14 protein-coding genes are annotated in these 14,961 nt (G+C 67.8%); 7 read left to right on the top strand and 7 right to left on the bottom strand.

Translation table 11 applies throughout. The features are described 5' to 3' along the window. Positions 1 to 15: 15 nt before the first annotated feature. The gene (locus tag VL15_RS01435) at positions 16 to 1,080 is read right to left on the bottom strand and encodes a LacI family DNA-binding transcriptional regulator (protein ID WP_048242700.1); all 1,065 of its coding nucleotides are present in this window, start codon (positions 1,078 to 1,080) and stop codon (positions 16 to 18) included. A 178-nt stretch (positions 1,081 to 1,258) separates the two neighbouring features. On the opposite strand from VL15_RS01435, the gene VL15_RS01430 reads away from it, so the two are divergent. The 3 genes from VL15_RS01430 to VL15_RS01420 are packed head-to-tail and all read left to right on the top strand — an operon-like array spanning position 1,259 to position 3,941. Next, on the top strand, positions 1,259 to 2,341 hold the full coding sequence (locus tag VL15_RS01430) for a fatty acid desaturase family protein (RefSeq protein WP_048242699.1): 1,083 nt from the start codon (positions 1,259 to 1,261) through the stop codon (positions 2,339 to 2,341). 36 nt (positions 2,342 to 2,377) lie between these two features. Next, positions 2,378 to 2,686 carry a non-heme iron oxygenase ferredoxin subunit gene (locus tag VL15_RS01425; protein ID WP_048242698.1) on the top strand — a complete coding sequence of 103 codons (309 nt, stop codon included), beginning with the start codon at positions 2,378 to 2,380 and terminating at the stop codon, positions 2,684 to 2,686. Between the two features lie 4 nt (positions 2,687 to 2,690). Then, the gene (locus tag VL15_RS01420; RefSeq protein WP_048242696.1) at positions 2,691 to 3,941 is read left to right on the top strand and encodes an NAD(P)/FAD-dependent oxidoreductase; all 1,251 of its coding nucleotides are present in this window, start codon (positions 2,691 to 2,693) and stop codon (positions 3,939 to 3,941) included. Positions 3,942 to 4,034: 93 nt separating this feature from the next. Here the strand turns inward: VL15_RS01420 and VL15_RS01415 are convergent, their stop codons facing one another. The 3 genes from VL15_RS01415 to glpD form a co-directional block, all read right to left on the bottom strand. Beyond that, positions 4,035 to 4,751, bottom strand: a complete 717-nt coding sequence (locus tag VL15_RS01415; protein WP_048242695.1) for an MIP/aquaporin family protein — start codon at positions 4,749 to 4,751, stop codon at positions 4,035 to 4,037. An 81-nt stretch (positions 4,752 to 4,832) separates the two neighbouring features. Continuing rightward, a complete protein-coding gene (gene glpK, locus VL15_RS01410; protein WP_048242694.1) occupies positions 4,833 to 6,335 on the bottom strand; it encodes a glycerol kinase GlpK in 1,503 nt (500 codons plus the stop codon). Between the two features lie 105 nt (positions 6,336 to 6,440). After that, positions 6,441 to 7,964 (bottom strand): glycerol-3-phosphate dehydrogenase, encoded by a 1,524-nt coding sequence (glpD, locus tag VL15_RS01405; protein ID WP_048242693.1) that lies wholly within the window; start codon positions 7,962 to 7,964, stop codon positions 6,441 to 6,443. A gap of 162 nt (positions 7,965 to 8,126) precedes the next feature. Between glpD and VL15_RS01400 the strand changes: the two genes are divergently transcribed. Continuing rightward, the gene (locus tag VL15_RS01400; protein WP_048242692.1) at positions 8,127 to 8,495 is read left to right on the top strand and encodes a hypothetical protein; all 369 of its coding nucleotides are present in this window, start codon (positions 8,127 to 8,129) and stop codon (positions 8,493 to 8,495) included. Between the two features lie 88 nt (positions 8,496 to 8,583). Here the strand turns inward: VL15_RS01400 and VL15_RS01395 are convergent, their stop codons facing one another. Continuing rightward, complete coding sequence (locus VL15_RS01395; RefSeq protein WP_006477892.1) at positions 8,584 to 8,781, bottom strand: hypothetical protein; 198 nt, start codon at positions 8,779 to 8,781, stop codon at positions 8,584 to 8,586. A gap of 303 nt (positions 8,782 to 9,084) precedes the next feature. Continuing rightward, a complete protein-coding gene (locus VL15_RS01390; RefSeq protein WP_048242691.1) occupies positions 9,085 to 9,864 on the bottom strand; it encodes a DeoR/GlpR family DNA-binding transcription regulator in 780 nt (259 codons plus the stop codon). 213 nt (positions 9,865 to 10,077) lie between these two features. Here VL15_RS01390 and VL15_RS01385 point away from each other — a divergent pair, with 213 nt between their 5' ends. The 3 genes from VL15_RS01385 (at position 10,078) to VL15_RS01375 (ending at position 13,436) form a co-directional block, all read left to right on the top strand. Further along, positions 10,078 to 11,718 (top strand): gamma-glutamyltransferase family protein, encoded by a 1,641-nt coding sequence (locus VL15_RS01385; protein ID WP_048242690.1) that lies wholly within the window; start codon positions 10,078 to 10,080, stop codon positions 11,716 to 11,718. A 313-nt stretch (positions 11,719 to 12,031) separates the two neighbouring features. Next, a complete protein-coding gene (locus tag VL15_RS01380) occupies positions 12,032 to 12,859 on the top strand; it encodes a ferritin-like domain-containing protein (RefSeq protein ID WP_048242802.1) in 828 nt (275 codons plus the stop codon). A 70-nt stretch (positions 12,860 to 12,929) separates the two neighbouring features. Beyond that, positions 12,930 to 13,436 (top strand): hypothetical protein, encoded by a 507-nt coding sequence (locus VL15_RS01375; protein ID WP_048242689.1) that lies wholly within the window; start codon positions 12,930 to 12,932, stop codon positions 13,434 to 13,436. Here VL15_RS01375 and VL15_RS01370 read toward each other — a convergent pair. Beyond that, positions 13,430 to 14,875, bottom strand: a complete 1,446-nt coding sequence (locus tag VL15_RS01370; protein WP_048242688.1) for a DEAD/DEAH box helicase — start codon at positions 14,873 to 14,875, stop codon at positions 13,430 to 13,432. The two genes, VL15_RS01375 and VL15_RS01370, sit on opposite strands and share 7 nt — an antisense overlap. Positions 14,876 to 14,961: the final 86 nt, after the last annotated feature.

Here is a 14,961-nt window from a genome sequence, read left to right as displayed (position 1 = left end):
GCGGCGCGGCGACATTCAGGCCTGCAGGTAGGCGCTGGTCCTCACGTTCGCCGGGCAGAACACGCGGAATTCGACCGGGTCGCCCGGCGGCGGCTGTTCGACGATCCCGCATGCATGCAGCACGTGTTGCAGCGCGGAAATCGCCTGGCCGTCCGGATCCTGGTCGATGGCGAGATCCATCGCGCCGGCTTCGATGAAGGCGCGGTGTTCGTCGAGCATCTCGTGTCCGATCCAGACCACGCGCCCGGTCGCGCCCGCCTTGCGCAGCGCGGCCTCGATGCCGGCCGAGCCGGCGCCGCTGTTGTAGATCGCGACCACGTCGTCGTGGGCCTGCAGCGCCTTCGTCACCGCGCGGTAGCAGCGGTCGTCCTGGTCGAGCGTCTCGACCGGCTCGCCGTCGCAGCGCAGCGCGGCGAACGCGTCGGCGAGCTGGTCGCGGCAGCCGGCCATCCGGTCGACGTGCGCGCGGTAGCCCATGCGCCCGCCGAGCAGCAGCACGCGGCCGGGGCGCGCCGCCAGGCGGCCGATGTAGTAGCCGGCCGTGCGTCCGGCGCGGTAGTTGTCGATGCCGGCGTAGTGCCTGCGTGCGATGCCGCCGATGTCGGTGACCATCGTGACGACGGTCTCGCTGCGCGCGATCGCGCCGGCCAGCGCGTCGCGCACGCGGGCCGTGTCGCGCGCCGTGACGATCAGCGCCGCGCGCCGGTAGGCGGGCCGTTCGATCAACGCGGCGGCCCGTTCGTCGTCCGCGGCGGGCAGGATCGTCCGGTGCACGACCACGCGCCGGTCGAGCATCTGCAGCGAACGCTGCAGCGCCTGTTGCAGCCGCCGGAAGAACGGCGTGTCGGTGTCCGGCAGCAGCACGTCGACGTGGATCAGCCCGTGCCGCGTGTCGGGCAACTGACGCGGCACGCCGAGCTGCCGCGCCGCCGCCACCACGCGTTCGCGCGCCTGCGCCGAGACGCTGCCGCGCTCGTTCAGCACGCGGTCGACGGTGGTCGTGCTGACGCCGGCGAGCGCCGCGATCTCGTCGAAGCGCGCGGTGCGCTTGCGCCAGCGCGGCCCGGATTCACCTGCCATGGTCGTCTCCATCGTGGTGGTCGCCATCATCGGGTGCGTGGCGTTGCCGGGAACGCTAAAACGATGGCGAAATTTCGTCAACGTTTCGATTGAGCGGGGGCGGCGGGACGCCTAATTTCGGAGATATGCCGAAGCCGCCTGTCGCGCTTCTCACGCACAACGAACCCAGGAGACACGAGTGGCCCATTCGGACGACCAGGCGCACGATCGCAGGGCGGCGCGCCGTCAGGAATACCGACTGATCGGCGGCGCCGGCGAGCGCGCACACGCGGCGGGGCTCGTCAACGCCGCGTGGTACCGATGCGCGGTGCCGCGGCCGCTGATGAAGCAGCTGATGCAGCGCGGCGACGCGCGCGCGATCCGCGACACGCTGATCTGGTACGTGGCGATCGCGGCCAGCGGCGTGCTTGCGTGGTTCGCGTGGCACACGCATTCGGCATGGGCGATTCCCGCATTCTTCGTGTACGGCACGCTCTACTGCAGCCCGGCCGACTCGCGCTGGCACGAATGCGGGCACGGCACCGCGTTCCGCACGCGCTGGATGAACGACGCGCTGTACCAGGTCGCATCGTTCCAGGTGTTTCGCGGCGCGACGGCATGGCGCTGGAGCCACGCGCGCCATCACACCGATACGCTGGTCGTCGGGCGCGATCCGGAAATCGCCGCGCCGAAGCCGACCGACTGGCTCGCGCTCGTGCTGAACGTCGTCGCGCTGAAGCATGTGGCCGGCGAGTTGCGCAAGATGATCGCCGTCGCGTTCACCGGCCGGCTCGACGACGAGGCGCGCACCTACGTGCCTGAATCGGAATGGCCGAAGGTCGCGCGCGAGGCGCGCATCCATCTCGCGGTCTACGCGCTCGTGGCGGGTGCTTCGCTGTACTGGCGCACGATCCTGCCGCTGCTCTACATCGGGCTGCCGAGCCTTTACGGCGCGTGGCTGTACCTGTATTTCGGCCTCACGCAGCACGCGGGCATGCCCGAGAACGTGCTCGATCACCGGCGCAACTGCCGGACCGTGATGATGAATCCCGTGTTCCGCTTCCTGTACTGGAACATGAACTATCACGTCGAGCACCACATGTTCCCGATGGTGCCGTTCCACGCGCTGCCGAAGCTGCACGAGGCCGTGAAGGCCGACATGCCGCCGCCGTACCGCAGCACGCTCGCCGCGTATGCGGAGATCGTGCCGGCGCTGGTCCGGCAGACGCGCGATCCGTCCCATCACGTCGTGCGGCCGGTGCCGGACACGGCGCGCGCGTGACGGACATCGAACCACCCGATCAAGGAGACACGCATCATGACGCAATGGATCGACACCGGCGCGCTCGACGACATCGACGATGAAGACGTCGCGCGCTTCGATCACGCAGGCCGCACGTACGCGATCTACCGGATCGACGGTCACGTTTATGCGAGCGACGGCCTGTGCACGCACGAGCACGTGCATCTCGCGGACGGGCTCGTGATCGATCACGTGATCGAATGCCCGAAGCACAACGGACGCTTCGACGTGCGCGACGGCCGGCCGCTGTCCGCGCCCGCGTGCGAGAAGCTGCGCACGTATCGCGCGAAGGTGGAAGGCGGCCGTATCCTGATCGAGGTGTGACGCGATGACGACCGACCGTGTGATGGCGATCGTCGGCGCGGGCCATGCGGGCGGCCGCGCGGCGCAGGTGCTGCGCGAGTCCGGCTGGCGCGGGCGCATCGTGATGATCGGCGCGGAAGCGCACTTGCCGTACGAGCGTCCGCCGTTGTCGAAGGGCGTGCTGACGGGCGAGCGCAGCGCGGCGCAGTGCCGGTTGCGGGATCCGGCCGCCTGGGCGGCCGACGGCATCGAGCCGGTCGTCGCGACGGTCGAGCGCATCGATCCGCACGCACGCGAAGTGCGCGTGTCCGGCGGGCGAGTGTTCGGCTACGACGCGCTGCTGCTTGCGACCGGCGGCCGCGCGCGCCGTCTCGCGATTCCGGGCGCGGCGTTAGACGGCGTGTTTGCATTGCGCACGCTCGACGACGCGGCGGCGCTCGGCGCACGGCTCGTACCCGGCGCACGGATCGTGCTGATCGGCGGTGGTTTCATCGGTCTCGAAGTCGCCGCGTCGGCGCGATTGCGCGGCTGCCGCGTGACGGTGCTCGACGCGGCGCCGCGCCTGCTCGGGCGTGCCGTGCCGGAAACGATCGCGGCGCGCGTGCAGGCGCTGCACGAGCAGCAGGGCGTGGCGATCCGTGTGAACCGGAAACCCGTTGCGATCGAGCGCGCGGCAGGCGGCGCGCTGACCGTCGTGCTCGACGACGGCGACACGCTGATCGCCGATACGGTCGTGGCCGGCATCGGCCTCGAACCGGCCGACGAGCTGGCGCGCGAAGCAGGCCTCGCGGTCGATCGCGGCATCGTCGTGAACGCGCGGCTCGAGACATCGGTGCGCGGCATTCATGCGGCCGGCGACGTCGCGGTGTTTCCGAGCGCGTTGTCGGGGCGGCTCATCCGGCAGGAGACATGGCACGGCGCCGAGACGCAGGCGCGCATCGCCGCGCGCAACATGCTCGGCGCCGACGAGCCGTATCGCGAGACGCCATGGTTCTGGTCGGATCAGTACGACGCGCAGTTGCAGGTGGCCGGGGAGCCGGCACTCGGCGAACGGTCGGTCGCGCGCGTGCTCGGCGACGACGCGGAAATCCATTTCCATTTCGACACCCACGCGAGGCTGGTCGCGGCAAGCGGTTTCGGCCGCGCGTCGGGATTCGTCAAGGAGATGCGCGTGGCGAGAATGCTGGTCGAGCGGAGGATCGACGTGACGCCGGCCGCGGTCGCGGATGCGGGCGTGAAGCTGAAATCGCTGGTGTCAGCCGAAGGCGAGCGGTAGCGGGAGGCGGTGCCGGCGAAGCGGCGGTGATGCGGGGGAGGGGAGGCGAAAAACGCGCGGCGATGAACGCCGCGCGTTTCGGTGAAACAGCGATCAGACCGTCGCGTGCAGGTGCAGATACAGCCCGGCCGCCGCGGCGCCGCCCAGCAGCGGGCCGACGACGGGCACCCATGCATAGCGCCAGTCGCTGTCGCGCTTGCCGGGAATCGGCAGCAGCGCGTGCATGATGCGCGGCGACAGGTCGCGAGCGGGGCTCATCGCATAACCGGTCGGGCCGCCGAGCGAGATGCCGATGCCGAGCACGAGCAGGCCGACGGGCAGCGCGTCGAGTGCGCCGAGGCCGACTTGCGGCGAGGCGAGGTACAGCACGCCGAGGATCAGCACGAACGTGCAGATCGCTTCGGTCAGCACGTTGTGCGTGACGCTGCGGATCGCGGGCGCGGTGCAGAACACCGCGAGCTTCAGGTCGGCATCGGCTTCCTTCGCGAAGTGCTGACGATAGGCGAGCCACACGAGCAGTGCGCCCGCCATCCCGCCGAGCATCTGCGCGAGGATGTAGCCGCCGACCTTCGACCACGCGAACTTGCCCGCGAGCGCGAGACTGATCGTCACGATCGGGTTCAGGTGTGCGCCGCTGAACGACGCGGTCACGTAGACCGCGACGAAGACGGCCATCGCCCAGCCCATCACGATCACGATCAGGTCCGCGCCTTTGCCCTTGGTCTTTGCAAGCAGCACGTTTGCGACCGCGCCGTTGCCGAGCAGCACGAGGATCGCTGTGCCGATGAATTCTGCAATATATGGTGACATGATTGTCTCTCGTATGTCACGGCGGACTCGCGCGTTGCGCGGTCCGCCGGTGTTGTTGTATTTCGTATGGAGTGCTGACGGTTACTGCGTGTCGTCGGCCCACGCCTTCGCCGCGCGCACCGCACGCTGCCAGCCGGACATGCAGCGTTCGACCTGCTCCTTCGGCATCGACGGCGAGAAGCGGCGGTCGAGCTGCCACTGGTCGCGCACTTCGTCGAGGTTCTTCCAGTAGCCGATCGCGAGACCCGCGAGATACGCCGCGCCGAGCGCGGTCGTCTCGGTAATCTGCGGACGCACCGCGTCGACGCCGAGCAGGTCGGCCTGGAACTGCATCAGCAGGTTGTTCGCGCTCGCGCCGCCGTCGACGCGCAGCTCGCCGATGCTGATGCCCGAATCGGCCTCCATCGCGGCCAGCACGTCGAGCGACTGGTACGCGATCGCATCGAGCGCCGCGCGCGCGAGGTGCGCGGAGGTCGTGCCGCGCGTGACGCCGAACACCGAGCCGCGCGCCCGCGCGTTCCAGTGCGGTGCGCCGAGGCCGGCGAACGCGGGCACGAGATAGACGCCGTCGGTGTGCGGCACGCTCGCGGCGAGCGCTTCGATTTCCGCCGCGCTCTTGATGATGCCCATGCCGTCGCGCAGCCACTGCACGACCGCGCCCGCGATGAAGATGCTGCCTTCGAGCGCGTACTGCACGTCGTCGCCGACCTGCCATGCGATCGTCGTGACGAGGTTGTTCTTCGACTCGATCGGCTTGTTGCCGGTGTTCATCATCAGGAAGCAGCCGGTGCCGTAGGTGTTCTTCACCATGCCCGACGTCGTGCACATCTGGCCGAACAGGGCGGCCTGCTGGTCGCCGGCGATGCCCGCAAGCGGGATCTTCGATGCGAACACGGTCGTCTTCGTGTAGCCGTAGATTTCCGACGACGCCTTTACTTCCGGCAGCATGCTGCGCGGGATGTCGAGCAGCTCGAGCAGCTCGTTGTCCCACTCGCGCGTATGGATGTTGAACAGCATCGTGCGCGATGCGTTCGTCACGTCGGTCACGTGCAGTTCGTGCTTCGTGAAGTTCCACACGAGCCAGCTGTCGACGGTGCCGAACGCGAGCTTGCCCTGGCGCGCCTTGTCGCGCGCGCCCGGCACGTTGTCGAGGATCCAGCGGATCTTCGTCGCCGAGAAGTACGAGTCGATCGGCAGGCCGGTCTTCGCGCGCACCTTCGCTTCGAGACCCTGCTGCTTCAGCGAGTCGCAGAAATCGGCCGTGCGGCGATCCTGCCAGACGATCGCGTTGTAGACGGGCTGGCCCGTCTCGCGATCCCAGACGATCGTCGTTTCGCGCTGGTTGGTGATGCCGATCGCAGCGATCGACGTGCCGTTCAGGCCCGTGCGCGTGACGGCTTCAGCGGCGACGCCGGCTTGCGTCGACCAGATTTCCTGAGGGTCGTGCTCGACCCAGCCGGGTTGCGGGTAGATCTGTTCGAATTCCTTCTGGGCGATCGATACGATATTGCCCTGGCGATCGAACAGCATCGCGCGGGAACTCGTGGTGCCCTGGTCAAGCGCGAGGATGTACTGGTCCTGCATGTCTCTCATCTCCATCCGTGGATTGGCTTAGTTGTGATGCGCGCCGCATGGTGGGCGGCGCGTCGGTGAGTCAACGTCGGTAAGACAACTGCAACTGCATTCGGATCACGCGTGCGGCGCGTGCGCGGCGGCGAACCATGCGTCGACCGCGGCCGTCACGGCATCGAGCGAGCCCGGCGTGACGTGCAGGCCGAGCTTCGAGCGGCGCCACAGCACGTCCTGCGCGCAGGTTGCCCATTCGGCGTCGCGCAGGTAGCGCAGTTCGGCGTCGTGGATGCCCGGCGCGATCTCGGCGCCGAGATCGGCGAGCGACTTCGCGCCGTCGACCACGCGCTCCGCACGCGTGCCGTAGGCGCGCGCATAACGGCGGGCGAGCGCGGCGGGCAGCCACGGATGACGTTTGGCGAACGCGTCGGCGAACGCGTCGAACTTCGCGTTCGCGATGTCGCCGCCCGGCAGTGCGACGCCGGCCGTCCAGGTTTTCGCGTCGCGGCCCAGCGCGCGGCACAGCATGTCGCCGGCTTCTTCCGCGAGCTTGCGGAAGGTTGTGATCTTGCCGCCGAACACCGACAGCAGCGGCGCGCCCGCGCCGTCGTCCAGCTCGAGGCGGTAGTCGCGCGTGACGGCCGATGCGTTCGTCGCGTTCTCGTCTTCCAGCAGCGGGCGCACGCCCGAATAGGTCCAGTGCACGTCGGCCGGCGCGATCTTGCGCTTGAAGTAGCGGTTGATCGAATCGCACAGGTACTGCGTTTCGTCGCGGTCGATCGCGACCTTCGCGGGATCGTTCGTGTATTCGACGTCGGTCGTGCCGATCAGCGTGAAGTCTTGCTCGTACGGAATCGCGAAGATGATCCGCTTGTCCGGGTTCTGGAAGATGTACGCGTGATCGTGTTCGAACAGGCGGCGCGTGATGATGTGGCTGCCCTTCACGAGCCGTACGCTATGATGCGCGCCGCGGCCGAGCGCGCCGTGCAGCACTTCGCCGACCCACGGGCCGGCCGCGTTCGCGATCGCGCGCGCATGCACGACGCGGATCGAACCGTCGGCGTGCTGCAGCCGCGCTTCCCATTCGTCGCCGCGGCGTTCGGCGGACACGAGCTTCGTGCGCGTCAGGATCTCGGCGCCGCGCTCTTTCGCGTCCATGGCATTCAGCACGACCAGGCGCGCGTCGTCGACCCAGCCGTCCGAGTACACGAAGCCGCGCTTGATCGAGTCGATCAGCGGCGCGCCGGCCGCATGGCGGCGCATGTCGATGCCGCGCGAGCCGGGCAGCAGTTCGCGTTTCGCGAGGTGATCGTAGAGGAACAGGCCGATGCGGATCAGCCAGGCCGGCCGCAGGTTCGGCATATGCGGCATCACGAAGCGCAGCGGCCACATGATGTGCGGCGCCGCGCGCAGCAGCGTCTCGCGTTCCTGCAGCGCCTTGCGCACGAGCCCGAATTCGTTGTACTCGAGATAGCGCAGGCCACCGTGAATCAGCTTCGTGCTGGACGACGACGTGTGCGACGCGAGATCGTCCTGCTCGCAGAGCATGACCGACAGGCCGCGGCCGGCCGCATCGCGCGCGATACCCGCGCCATTGATGCCGCCGCCGACCACGAGCAGATCGAAGCGATTCGGTTGGGTCACCTGCTGTCCTTATCGTCTGAGGGAAATGGGCGAACACGAAATGTTCGAATTCGAAATTTAACGAACGGAATCGAAAAAGTAAAGTTCGAAGAAGCGGGGCCAGTAGCGCGCGACACGATCCCGGACGATACTGGCGGAATCGACCGTTTCGCGAGGTGAATCATGCGTATTGGGATGTGGGCCGGCGCGTGCGCCGTCCTTCTGGCCGGGTGCAGCGCCGGCACGCCGCCGCTGGCCGGCAACTGGCGGGCGCCGTCGTTCGTCGATCTGCAGACGTCGTGCGGCGGCACGGCGCGCGACTGGGGCGCGGATGCGCAGCCGGTCTATTCGACGCTGTACGACGCGTATGTGGCGAAACGGTATCGCGGGCTGACCGAAGCGAACTATTGCGGGTTCGTAAACGAACTTTCGACGCGCTATGTGGCGCCCGACGCGGCGGCGCGCGCCGGCTGGATCGCGTATTTCAACGGTGCGCGCGCGCAGGCCATCAGCTGGCGGGCGGCGGTCGATCCGACGCTGCGCGGCGGCTGAAGCAGGCCGCGGCGAACGGGCGGGGAGGCGGGAGCGACGGCGCGGCCGGGAATCCGGCCGGCGCGGTCAGGTCAGGAACAGCGTGGCTTTACGAATAGCGGTACTTGATGGATCGCAACGCGGCGTCGCCGGTCTCGGTCACGCAGTATTTGCGCCCCGAGCCGAGCCCTTCCAGGCGGACGAGCTGCTGTTCGAGCAGGATGTCCAGTTCATCCCGATCCATGTCGCGCTGGTCAGGCGCGTCCTTCACAAGCAATAGCGTGGCGAATTCATGCGGACTCAGCATCGTTCTCTCCATGGCATCCGGTCTGCCCGCGCGGCCGGCGCAAACGCCGGTGCACGATACCCCGGGGGGTATGGCTTGGGGGGAAAAGCTGTATTCGCCGACCCTGAGATTCGCACACGCCTTGGCACGGGCGGATCGGGCGAACGGGCCGGGGAACTGGAGTCTAGTCGAGCGCGCAGGCAACGACAAATCGTGCCCCGTTAATTTTCCGTTTGACAGCCGGGCCGCACGCAAGCGGTCCGCTTGCGCCGCCAACTTCTTGATTTCACTTGAAGTTTCGGGTGCGGTGCAGCATCGCCACCGTCATTCCGCGACGAACACCTGGGTGCCGGCGGCGGCCACCGTGTCGGCCATTTCGGGCGGCAGCGGCTTGTCGGTGAACAGCGCGTGCACCTGGCTCAGGTGGCCCTGGCGCACCAGCGCGGGACGGCCGACCTTCGAATGGTCGGTCACGAGGTAGACCGTGCGCGCGTGCTGCATGATGGCCTCGGCGACGCGCACCTCGCGCGTGTCGAAATCGCGCAGCGTGCCGTCGGCCTCGATCGCCGACGTGCCGATGATCGCGTAGTCGACCTTGAACTGGCGGATGAAGTCGATCGCGAGCTCGCCGACGATGCCTTTGTCCCACGGCCGCACGATGCCGCCGGTGATCAGCACCTCGCAGTCGGGGTAGCCGCTCATCATCGACGCGACGTTCAGGTTGTTCGTGATCACGTGCAGCCCGTGGTGGCGGTTCAGCGCGCGCGCGACTTCCTCGGTCGTCGTGCCGAGGTTGATGAACAGCGATGCCTGATCGGGGATATGCGACGCGGCGAGCGCCGCGATGCGCCGCTTCTCGTCGTGGAACATCCGCTGGCGCGCCGTGTACGACACGTTCTCCGAGCTGGTCGGCAGGCTTGCGCCGCCGTGGTAGCGGCGCAGCAGGTTCAGGTCGGCGAGCCAGTTCACGTCGCGGCGGATCGTCTGCGGCGTTACCGCGAAGTGCGCGGCGAGATCGTCGACGGTCACGAAGCCGTCGCGCTGCACCCATTCGAGCAGTTCCTGCTGACGCGCGTTGAGGGTGAGGCGGGGATCTCGGGTCATGGCTCGATGGTCGTGTCGTGAGACGGAGCGGCTATTGTAAGGGCGGTAACGGCGTTCGGCCGGCTTGCTGCGCGTGGTCGCCTGTCATTCATGCGGAAAACGCATTGATTCATGTGACAAATGAATTTGTACGATTGCGCTGATCGCGCTGCAATGACGGATTGCCCGCGCTCGCGGGCGCGCACTCATTCAGCTTTCGACGAGGTGGAACCGATGACTGGCTTCAACTGGCACAACCCGTATCCGACGACCCGCATTCCGGTGTTCGCGCGCAACGTCGTGTCGACGTCGCACCCGCTCGCCGCGCAGGCCGGGCTGCGGATGCTGTGGAAGGGCGGCAATGCGGTCGACGCGGCGCTGGCCGCCGCCGCCGCGATCACGGTCGTCGAGCCCGTGTCGTGCGGGCTCGGTGGCGACGCGTTCGCGCTCGTGTGGGACGGCGAGCGGCTGTCCGGGCTGAACGCGTCGGGCGTCGCGCCGTCCGCGTGGAACGTCGACTATTTCCGCAAGCGCCACGGCGAGGATGCGCACGGCTTCGCGAACAAGCCGACGCGCGGCTGGGATACCGTCACCGTGCCGGGTGTGATCGCGGGCTGGGAAGCGCTGCACGCGAAGTTCGGTTCGCTGCCGTTCGCGGACCTGCTCGAGCCGGCGATCGAGATCGCGGAGCGCGGTTATGCGGTGCCGCCGATCGTCGCGCACAAGTGGGCGGCCGCCGTGCCCGCGCTGCAGGGGCTGCCTGGTTTCGCGGAGACCTTCATGTCGCGCGGCCGTGCGCCGCTCGTCGGCGAGCGCGTGTGCCTGCCCGGCCATGCGCAGACGCTGCGCACGCTTGCGAAGGACGGCGCGCGCGCGTTCTACGAGGGCGCGCTGGCCGAACGCATCGCCGCGTTCTCCCGCGAAGGCGGCGGCGCGCTGACCGAAGCCGACCTGCGTGCGTATCGGCCGGAATGGGTCGAGCCGATCGGCAAGCGCTTCGGCCGCCACACGATTCACGAGATTCCGCCGAACGGGCAGGGCATCGCCGCGCTGATCGCGCTCGGCATCGCCGAGCATGCGGGCGTGACCGAATGGCCGGTCGATTCGGTCGACTCGCAGCATCTGCAGATCGAGGCAATGAAGCTCGCGTTCGCGGACGTCTATCGTTATGTCGCCGATCCGCGCGCGATGGAAGTCACGCCCGAGCAGATGCTCGACGATGCGTACCTCGCCGAACGCGCGAAGCTGATCGATCCCGCGCGTGCGACGCACTTCGGCGCCGGCCGGCCGCATTCGGGCGGCACGATCTACCTGTCGGCGGCCGATGAGCGCGGGATGATGGTGAGCTTCATCCAGTCGAACTACATGGGCTTCGGTTCGGGGCTCGTCGTGCCCGGCACCGGCATTGCGCTGCAGAACCGCGGGCACGGCTTCTCGATGGATCCGGCTTCGCCGAACGTCGTCGCGGGCGGCAAGCGGCCGTTCCACACGATCATCCCGGCGTTCGTCACCGAGGAGGTCGACGGCCGCACCGAGGCCGTGATGAGCTTCGGCGTGATGGGCGGCGACATGCAACCGCAGGGCCATCTGCAGACCGTCGTGCGGATGCTCGGCTACGGGCAGCAACCGCAGGCCGCATGCGATGCGCCGCGCTGGAAGGTCAACCGCGACTTCACGCTCGACGTCGAGGCGACGATGAATCGCGCGACCGTCGATGGGCTGGCCGCACGCGGCCACACGATCAAGTCGATCGACGATCCTTACATGGATTTCGGTTCGGGGCAGTTCATCTGTCGTCTCGACCGCGACGATCGCGAGCGTGGCTACGTGGCCGCGAGCGACAGCCGGCGCGACGGTCTGGCGGCCGGTTTCTGACGGTTCGCTTCCATTTCGATGCTCGACGGGCGGCCGCATGGCCGCCCGTTTCGTTTGGTGCGGCCCGTGTCGTCGAGCGGGCGCGACGGGTTCGAAGGACTCGTCTAACGAACGGCAACAGACGCCGCGGAACTGCGCTTGTCCGGTATGGTCAGTGCTCTGGAGCACGAACATCAAAGTCCGGCTAAGATGCCAGGATGGTTCGGCCGGACCGATTCACTATAAACGCAAGTAAAACGCCGCCTGCTGGACGGTTGGCGCCTGTGCCGAAGGCATGGGCCGGCCCCTGCACGACGACTGGGAGCGCACCACCATGCACACCGAAACGACACATGTGATGCCGTGGCGAATCGAGGACATCGACCTGAACCGGATCGATCGTCAGCGTGCCGCCGCGAACGAAGATCTGCTGCTGTTGCTGTGCGCATCGTCGTTCATCGAAAGCGGCTCGGATCTCTACACGAGCAATCTGAGCGAATTCTTCAACGACGATCCTGAAGTATCGGCGTGGCTCAACAATGCATGGGAGCACGAAGAATTGCAGCATGGCCGCGCGCTGAAGGCGTACATCGCGCACGTGTGGCCCGAGTTCGACTGGGATACCGCGTTCGCGAATTTCTTCGCCGAGTATTCGAAGACCTGCAAGGTCGAGGCATTCGAGAAGACCCGCGCGCTCGAGATGGTCGCGCGCTGCGTCGTCGAGACAGGCACGGCCACGCTCTATCGCGCGATCAACGAGTGCTCCGACGAGCCCGTGTTGAAGGAAATCACCGACAACATCCGCACGGACGAAGTGCGTCACTACAAGCACTTCTTCAAGTTCTTCAAGAAGTACAACAAACTCGAAGGCAATGGCCGGCTCGCGGTGCTCGGCGCGCTGATGCGCCGCGTGATGGAAATCAAGAACGAGGATTCGGAGATTGCGTTGCGCCACGTGTTCGCAGTCCGCTATCCGGATCGCGTCGGCGACAGCCAGTACAACCGCGAACGCGCCGCGCGCATCAGTACGCTCGTGCGGCGCAACCTGTCGGCCGACATGTGCGTGAAGATGCTGCTCAAGCCGCTCGACCTGCCCGCGAAGATCCAGCCGGGCGTCCACTATCCGCTCACGAAGATCACGCGGCACGTATTCCTGCGCTGATCGCCGCGGCGCGGCCTGTCGGGCGTATGCTGGCGCATCGACATCCGATCCGTACCAGGGCCACGCCACCATGACCGATACCCATCGCCACGCGCTCGAACAATGGACGTTCGACGCGTGGCCGCCGGCCGTCGTCTCGCTGTTCGACGGCACCGCGCTCGAGCGTCATGCCGATATCGCGGCATCCTTGATCGTCGCGACCGACGACGGCCAGTTGCGCACGACGCTGCTCGGTGTCGGCGAAATCTATGCGCACGATGCATGCACGCTGCTGCTCGCGTTATGGCCGCAATCGCGTGCGGCGCGCGCGCTCGCACAACGGCGCGCGGCCGCGTTGACGCTGGTCGCGGACGGCGCGTTCTTTCAGGCGCAATTGAGGCTCGAGCCGCTCGAAGGCGACTTCGGCGGACTGGCCGGATTCGCTGCGACGATCGCGCACGGCGATGCACAGCGGGTCGGTTATGCGCGTCTCGCGACAGGCGTCACGTTCACGCTGGAAGGGGAGCGCGCCGCGGTGCTCGCACGCTGGCAACGCCAGGTCGAGCACCTGCGGCGCGCGGCCGAGCGGCTTCAGTGACCGCGCTGGCCGCTGCGCGACGAACGATTGCGGTTCGGGTGCGCGGCGTTGCCGCTCGCCGGGCGCGCGCTGTTGCCGCCGCCCGACGGGCGTCCGCCGGTGCCGCCGGCGCCGCCTTGCGTGCGCGGCTTCGCGGCCTTCGGCTGCGCCGCTTTCGGTTGCGCGCTGCCTTCGCGTTTCGCGGCCGGCTGGCCTGAGCCGCCCGCGCGCGGCTGGCGATTGCCGCCGCCACCACCGCCACCGCCGCGCGGCTGTTGTTGCCCGCGGCGTTGCTGGATCGGCTCCGGCTTCACGTTCGGATCGGGTTCGAAGCCCGCGATCACTTCCTGCGGAATCTCGCGCTTGATCAGCCGCTCGATGTCGCGCAGCAGTTGCTTCTCGTCGACGCACACGAGCGACACGGCTTCGCCGGTCGCGCCCGCGCGGCCCGTGCGGCCGATCCGGTGCACGTAATCCTCGGGCACGTTCGGCAGGTCGAAGTTGACGACGTGCGGCAACTGGTCGATGTCGATCCCGCGCGCGGCGATGTCGGTCGCGACAAGCACCTGCAGCGTGCTGTTCTTGAACTCGGCCAGCGCGCGTGTGCGTGCCGACTGGCTCTTGTTGCCGTGGATCGCCATCGCGCTGATGCCGTCCTTCGTCAACTGCTCGGCAAGGCGGTTCGCGCCGTGCTTCGTGCGCGTGAACACGAGCACCTGGAACCAGTTGTGTTCGCGGATCAGGTGCGTGAGCAGCTCGCGCTTGCGGTCGCGGTCGACCGGGTGGATCTTCTGCGCGACGCTTTCGGCGGTCGTGTTGCGGCGCGCGACTTCGATCAGCGCGGGCGAGTCGAGCAGGCTGTCGGCGAGCGCCTTGATCTCGTCGGAGAAGGTGGCCGAGAACAGCAGGTTCTGGCGCTGCGGCGGCAGCTTCGCGAGCACGCGCTTGATGTCGTGGATGAAGCCCATGTCGAGCATCCGGTCGGCTTCGTCGAGCACGAGGATGTCGAGATCCGACAGGTCGATCGTCTTCTGCTGCATGTGGTCGAGCAGACGCCCCGGCGTCGCGACGACGATGTCGACGCCGCGCTTGAGCGCATCGATCTGCGGATTGATGCTGACGCCGCCGAACATCACGGTCGAACGCAGCTTCAGGTACTTGCTGTATGCGCGCACGCTTTCCTCGACCTGGGCGGCGAGTTCGCGCGTCGGCGTGAGGATCAGCGCGCGCACCGCGCGCTTCGCGCCGCGATGTTCGGCGTAGTACGTGTGCAGGCGCTGCAGGATCGGCAGCGTGAAGCCGGCGGTCTTGCCGGTGCCCGTTTGCGCGCCGGCGAGCAGGTCGCCGCCGCCGAGCACGGCGGGGATCGCCTGCTGCTGGATCGGAGTCGGCGACGTGTAGCCGAGCTCGTTGACCGCCTTGACAAGCGGTTCGGCCAGGCCGAGAGATTCGAAAGACATAGATACCACTCTTGAGTTTTATGATCGGCGACACCTCGCGCGGCCCGCGCGGGGACTGGCGTCGCAAAAAGCAAAGGGGCGCGGCT

The sequence above is a fragment of the Burkholderia cepacia genome (genome assembly GCF_001039005.1).
Lineage (GTDB): Bacteria > Pseudomonadota > Gammaproteobacteria > Burkholderiales > Burkholderiaceae > Burkholderia > Burkholderia theae.
Note: the sequence above shows the minus strand (reverse complement) of the source record. Positions and strands in the feature narration are given on the sequence as shown.